Source organism: Ferdinandcohnia sp. GQ5 (assembly GCF_059759275.1).
The window spans coordinates 23,456-29,455 of record NZ_JCAXEW010000034.1 but is presented as its reverse complement, the minus strand read 5'-3'; the positions used below and the strand labels follow the sequence as shown (position 1 = coordinate 29,455).

The 6,000-nt window shown below is 36.9% G+C and carries 7 protein-coding genes; all 7 read right to left on the bottom strand.

Going from position 1 to position 6,000, the window contains the following annotated elements; all coding sequences use genetic code 11:
- Nucleotides 1-82: 82 nt before the first annotated feature.
- On the bottom strand, nt 83-1,228 hold the full coding sequence (locus AC6CHV_RS25675) for an HD domain-containing phosphohydrolase (protein ID WP_121446723.1): 1,146 nt from the start codon (nt 1,226-1,228) through the stop codon (nt 83-85).
- Nucleotides 1,229-1,520: 292 nt separating this feature from the next.
- Entirely contained in the window at nt 1,521-2,153 is a 633-nt protein-coding gene (locus AC6CHV_RS25670) for a response regulator (protein ID WP_121446724.1), read from the bottom strand.
- Nucleotides 2,146-3,186, bottom strand: coding sequence for a sensor histidine kinase (locus AC6CHV_RS25665; protein ID WP_121446725.1), 1,041 nt, complete (start codon nt 3,184-3,186; stop codon nt 2,146-2,148). The genes AC6CHV_RS25670 and AC6CHV_RS25665 overlap by 8 nt, the downstream gene beginning before the upstream one ends.
- On the bottom strand, nt 3,183-3,917 hold the full coding sequence (gene liaF, locus AC6CHV_RS25660) for a cell wall-active antibiotics response protein LiaF (protein WP_121446726.1): 735 nt from the start codon (nt 3,915-3,917) through the stop codon (nt 3,183-3,185). Before liaF ends, AC6CHV_RS25665 begins: the two co-directional genes overlap by 4 nt.
- A gap of 107 nt (nt 3,918-4,024) precedes the next feature.
- Nucleotides 4,025-4,672, bottom strand: a complete 648-nt coding sequence (locus tag AC6CHV_RS25655) for a PspA/IM30 family protein (protein WP_498079929.1) — start codon at nt 4,670-4,672, stop codon at nt 4,025-4,027.
- Nucleotides 4,673-4,715: 43 nt separating this feature from the next.
- A complete protein-coding gene (locus tag AC6CHV_RS25650) occupies nt 4,716-5,063 on the bottom strand; it encodes a lmo0954 family membrane protein (RefSeq protein ID WP_341329947.1) in 348 nt (115 codons plus the stop codon).
- Nucleotides 5,064-5,207: 144 nt separating this feature from the next.
- Entirely contained in the window at nt 5,208-5,795 is a 588-nt protein-coding gene (locus AC6CHV_RS25645) for a DNA-3-methyladenine glycosylase (RefSeq protein WP_498079928.1), read from the bottom strand.
- Between the last annotated feature and the right edge of the window lie 205 nt (nt 5,796-6,000).

The following is a 6,000-nucleotide window of genomic DNA, read 5'->3' as shown; positions in this document are numbered from 1 at the left end:
CGCACCACCAGCAAGTAGCTAAAAGTTTATTTAGCTTTTTGATTTTCATATATTTTCACCTCCCGATTTTTAATCTTTTCTTCTAGGATTCTTTTTGAATATATATCCATTGTTGGTATACCTTTTTAAATATCGCTACAAGGTTCGGATCAAATTGAGTACCTTCACCTTGAAGGATCCGCTCATAAGCCTCTTCTACAGGGAGTGCCCCACGATAAGAACGAGAGGAGGTCATTGCATCAAAAGCATCCGCTATCGCTGTGATTCGAGCATTTAACGGAATGTCATTTCCTTTTAACTGGTCAGGATATCCTTTTCCATCCCATCTTTCATGATGTGATCTAATTATACTAATACTCGAGCCAAGTCCTTCTACGTTTTTTACTGCTTCTTCACCTACAACAGGATGTGTTTTGATGATTTCATATTCTTCATTTGTTAATTTCGCTGGCTTCATTAATATAGAATCAGGAATATTCACCTTACCAATGTCATGTAAAAGACAGGCATAGTTAAAGGATTTTAATTCATCCTTCGTAAATGATCCTAACTCTTTCGCTAACACCATCGCATATTTTGCTACTCGTTCACTATGGCCTCTTGTATATGGATCCTTTAGCTCAAGGGCTGCAATAACACCTTTTACTATTCCTTCCATTTGTTGATCATAAGAGGTGCTTAAAGCAGTGATATAACTTTGAAATCTGTTTAAGAAAATATAAGCAATTACCCCAAGTACAATTGTTAATACAATAGGGAAAGCAACTAATGTATTTGCGAGTAGACCACCTAGTAATAAATATTTAATTATTAAACCTATTGTAACTGTCCAGAAATATCTTTTGCTCACAAAAATTGGAGAAAATAAAACAAAGAAAACTTCTACAGCATTACCACTTGAAAATGATTCAGGTTTATTCCAATAAGTAAAAAGTTCATTAATAAAGCTTAAAATTGTATAGGTAAAGAAAAAATAATATTTAGTATAATGTTGCTTTTTATTACGATTATTAAAAAATATCAAAGGAATTAATAATAGAATAAAGAAGTACATTACATAGACAAAATCTGTCGGAAAACCATATGATACTATTGAATCATATCTAGGATAAATAAAATAATAAAAGATATCGTAGCCAATTAGTATGATAAAAAATAAAATACTAAACCAGGTTACGGTTCTTTTTTCCTCATATAAGAATACCGTTCTTTTATCCATTTTTTGCATCTCTTTTTCTCCATTTTCTCTTATATTTCTAGATATATATGCAATAATCCTTTTTTTATTACAAAAAAGGGCCAAAAGTCACAGACGCAATTCGTCAAATATCGACTTTTCAATTATAAACCATCTGTACTACAAACTAAATAGTTAATTAGGTATAAAAATCTTCCTGAATCGCATAAAATATGGTAATTGACGTATAGGTCATAATACCCACTAGATAAAAACGTTCTTTCAGTTTAATACAAAAATAAAAACACAGAAAGAAATCTGCGTTTTTTGTCGAAAAATTATTTTATTGTACTAGAGAATGTTTGAATGCGTATATGACCGCTTGTGTTCGATCTTGTACCTCTAGCTTACTTAAGATATTACTTACATGTACTTTTACCGTTTTTAGTGCGATAAAAAGTTCATCAGCAATCTCTTGATTCGTTTTTCCATCAGCGATTAAAAGCAAGATTTCCATTTCACGGTTTGTCAATTCTTCATGTGGAAGCTGTTTTTCCTTTTGTCTCATTCGAACCATCATTTTCCCTGTAACTTCTGGCTCTAAAACAGACTGTCCATGATAGGTTTTACGAACGGCCTCAGCTATTTCGCTTGCCTTTGATGTTTTTAACATATAGCTCGTTGCACCCGCTTCTAAAGCAGGATAGACTTTTTCATCATCAATAAAGCTTGTGACGATGATGATTTTTGCTTCAGGCCAGCTCTCAATAATTCTTCTTGTCGCCTCAATGCCATCCATTTCCTTCATTACGAGATCCATTAATATGATATCAGGTCGAAGCTCTAGCGCTAATTCAACCGCTATTTTTCCATCATCTGCTTCACCAACGACCTCAATATCTGGCTGTGCCGATAAGTAGGAAGAAACTCCTATCCTTACCATTTCATGATCATCGACAAATAATACTTTAATCATTTTCTCCACCCTCTAACACAGGTACTTTTACTTCAATCCGTGTTCCTTTATCTTTAAGACTAACGGTCCGCATTGTACCGCCTATTTCCACAGCACGTTCATACATATTCTGTAGACCATAGGAACCGGTTTTCGCTTGTTCCACATCAAATCCAATACCATCATCAACGATTCGTAAAATGACAAATTCATCCCTTTTAATGAGCAGGACTTCTAACCGATTTGCTTTTGCGTGGCGGAGGGTGTTTGAAACAGACTCTTGAAGAATGCGAAATAAGTGGTCCTCGACCCCTTTATCAATTTGAAAGTCCTCTATCTTTGTTTCAATGGTTACAGGTACCTTTTGTGATAATTCAACTAATAGCTCCTGGATTCCTTCTTGGAGTGTCTTTCCTTTTAATGCAACTGGACGTAAATGAAGCAAGAGTGCCCGCATTTCTAATTGTGATTGATGAATCATTTCCTCAACAAGCTTAAACTGTTTTGCCTCACGTTCATCAGTTCGTGGCTTAGATTCGTTGATAGCAGACATCATCATCGATGCAGCAAAGAGTTGTTGACTAACGGAATCATGGAGTTCTCTCGCTAAACGGTTACGCTCATCGGAAACAATTTGTTGTATTCGTTTTTCCTGATCCTCTGCCTTTTCATTTGCAAGTTTTTGGGAAAGTTTTGTTTGCTCTGCAATATGAGTTTGTAGCTTTTTAATCCGCTCCCAAATGGTGTTGAATTCCGCAGTTTGGTTGACGGGGATTTCAGAAATGGTTCTCCCCTGTTCAATTTGATAAATCGCATTAGAAACAGAGAGCAACTGTTTTCTCCATAAATACCCCGACAAAATTCCAAAAACAAGCCCCGCAATTAAGCTTAGACTCAAGGTTAAAATAATATACGGCAAATCCATAAGCTTTGTTTGCCAGAGTGCGGCCCAATTCGCTAAAGGAAAAGCCATGAATACAATGACATGGGCCAATACAAATAAAAACACTGAGACACAAATACCAACAATTATTTGTTTTTTAACGGTACTCATGCTCGTTTCACCTCAAGGTCCCCCACTCCAATGGAAGTGACTATCTTTAGCTTAGGTTCGGCGTGATCATATTGTTCAGTTTGATAATGAAGTGTTTGGTTCACCGTTTTAGCGTCTTGATTTTCAAAGATAGTTGTGGCTCCATAAAGGACAGAATGATGTACCTTCACTTCTACCTCATACGGAACAAAAATTTGAACATTCCCAATCACATTTCGAATAAAAATAACTGATTCACCTTTAGGTAGAACCGTGTAGCTTAAATCAATAATCGTATCGCCAATTCCTGACTGAATGTTCACATCGTTCCATTCATACACATACTCTGGTGTTTTTTGTTGACCCATAACGATGTTTTGAAACAATGGCTGACGTCTAAGAATAGGTTCTTGTTTAGATGTTTTTTCTGATTCTTTTATATCAGGTTTAATATAATGAGGTTTTTTCTTAGCTTGTATAAATTGGATAAGTAAATAAATAAGAACGGCAAGAATCAAAAACTTTACTGTCATCATATTTAGAATGGTAAAAGCTAAACTAATCCATCCAAACCAAAACAGGATTTTGCCAAATGTTCGCGGCAATTTTTTACGGCCAATATAAATACATCCAAACGATATTACAAAAGAGAAAAGGACTCCGCCATTAAAAAACGTAACTTCAATGATTAATAAAATGATGCCAAGAAGAAAAAATGCATTAAGGTTGTCTGATTTAATTTTATTTAACACGTCCGGATCCTCCCTTCATTTCATTGAATGCATTGATTATTGCCCGTAAAGTATAGGGGCTAAGAAGACGTAGATTGTCTACGCCTTCTTAGAATACCATGTTTTCACTATGAAATTGAATGTGTTTCTTCATTTTTCACTTCTTTTTCAAGTTGTGCAATTCTTGCATCGATTGTATTGCGATGATAAGAAGAATTTACTTGATGTTCAAGACGATCAAGATATGATTCCATTTCTTCAAACGTTCTTGAAGCCTTATTCGTATATGCATTTGTGTCCAGAACTTGGTTCATGCGATGATTCGCTCGCGCAATGTTCTCACGCCCCATTAGTTCCATACGCTTAATATGCATGTCTTTTAGCTTATGCTTCATTTCCTCATACTTTTTCTCAAGGCCGATAAGTTCTGCTGCTGTATTTTTTATTGCTTCTTGTAATTTAGCAGCACGTTCTTCATATGAAACTTGTTCCTGAACAGCAAACTCATATAATTCCGTTTCTCCAGCTTGTTGCGCTACATCCGCTTGGTATTTACGTTTTTCAGCAAGTTCTGCTGCTTCGCGATGTTCTCTTGCAAATTGATCCTTTAGAGAGTGCTGACGCTCGACAAGCTTGCGAACCTTCTCAACTTCCGCCTCACATTGACGTAGGTACTGGTTAAGTAACGAGATTGGGTTTTTCTTTTCTTTCTCATCTAATATGCCATGAAAATCTGCTAAAATTGTGTCCTTGATACGAGTTAATAGGTTTGCCATTTTTATCATTCTCCTTTTTAATGAATAATCGTATTTCTATTAATTAACGTTTGTTCAATTCAGCCCATTGTCTTTCAAAGTTAGTGAATGGGTCAGATGATTCAGTAACGACTTCGTTTTTTTCTTTTTTCCATTTTTTAATGACAACATAGAGGATGTATGCTGCTACGACGCCTAGAATTGCAGGTGCATTTGAAGCTGATGCAATAAGAGCGATAACCCCGACAGTGGCCCATATTACCTTACCTAGCGTTGAATCAGTTTTCATAAACTGTTTAAATGCAAAATACAGAATGGCTAGGCTAATCACTAAACCAATCAGTGGTCCAACCTGCGATAAAAGCACAATTGCTGCAATACCTCCAAGAATAAACAATCCGAATTTTTTCATGTTTACTTCCTCCTTTCATGATTCAATGTTATCCTGAATTTCAATTTGCTATAATGAGCCCCAGTTATATTTTTTACTAGGACCTGAGGCTTAGAAGGCGTAAGTTTTTATGAAAAAAAGGGCTGCTCAGGTACGAGCAAACCCTTATCTTTTACGGGAAACAAACGGATTGTCAGTGATCCAAAATCGCCACGGATAATCCTTTGCCTCTCCTGTATTTTCGATACCAATTCGTGGTCCGATTGAGATGTCTTCTGGAATATAGCCTTTAGTGATGTATATGGGTGGTTCAAAAAATGCGCGTCCATAGTCCTCCATTGTTATTCCTAATGCTTTCGTTAGTTTTCCTGGGCCGTTTGTTAGATTTTTGATGGCCATTTGACCGCGGCGTTCATACATGAGGTCAATACCTTGGTCAGGCTCAACAGCTCGGATAAGAATCGCTTCTGGTATGTCCATTTCGTTACTGACAACATTCACGAGACAATGAGTGTGCATCTGATAAGTATAGACATGACCCGGTTTGCCGAACATCACCTCTGTCCGCTTCGTCCTTCGATTGTTAAAAGAATGCGCTGCGCGATCAAGTGGGCCTTTGTAGGCTTCAGTTTCTACAATATAGCCTGATGCTACGCCCTGTTCGGTTTCTTTTATAAGCTTACATCCGAGGAGAGCTTTTGCTAGTTCTAATGTAGGTTGATGAAAAAATGATTCAGGTATGATTTCCGTCATGGCAGCTCCTTGTTTTTCAGTTTTTAGGTTTAGTATGGGATAGGGTTGGTTGGTGTATTCTTGTATAGGTTGTATGGATAGTCGCATTCGGTCGGGTTCGTACCCTCGAGAGAGATTTCTGTGGATGGTGAGGGTACGAATACACCTTTTTCGCACCCTCGCTGGGATGGCTCTGGGCTGGTGAGGGTACGATTACACCTTATTC

Excerpts from the sequence above, each read along its gene's own strand:
- AC6CHV_RS25675 (WP_121446723.1), bottom strand. The coding sequence starts at position 1,228 with ATGCAAAAAATGGATAAAAGAACGGTATTCTTATATGAGGAAAAAAGA.
- AC6CHV_RS25670 (WP_121446724.1), bottom strand. The coding sequence starts at position 2,153 with ATGATTAAAGTATTATTTGTCGATGATCATGAAATGGTAAGGATAGGA.
- AC6CHV_RS25665 (WP_121446725.1), bottom strand. The coding sequence starts at position 3,186 with ATGAGTACCGTTAAAAAACAAATAATTGTTGGTATTTGTGTCTCAGTG.
- AC6CHV_RS25655 (WP_498079929.1), bottom strand. The coding sequence starts at position 4,672 with ATGGCAAACCTATTAACTCGTATCAAGGACACAATTTTAGCAGATTTT.
- AC6CHV_RS25650 (WP_341329947.1), bottom strand. The coding sequence starts at position 5,063 with ATGAAAAAATTCGGATTGTTTATTCTTGGAGGTATTGCAGCAATTGTG.
- AC6CHV_RS25645 (WP_498079928.1), bottom strand. The coding sequence starts at position 5,795 with ATGACGGAAATCATACCTGAATCATTTTTTCATCAACCTACATTAGAA.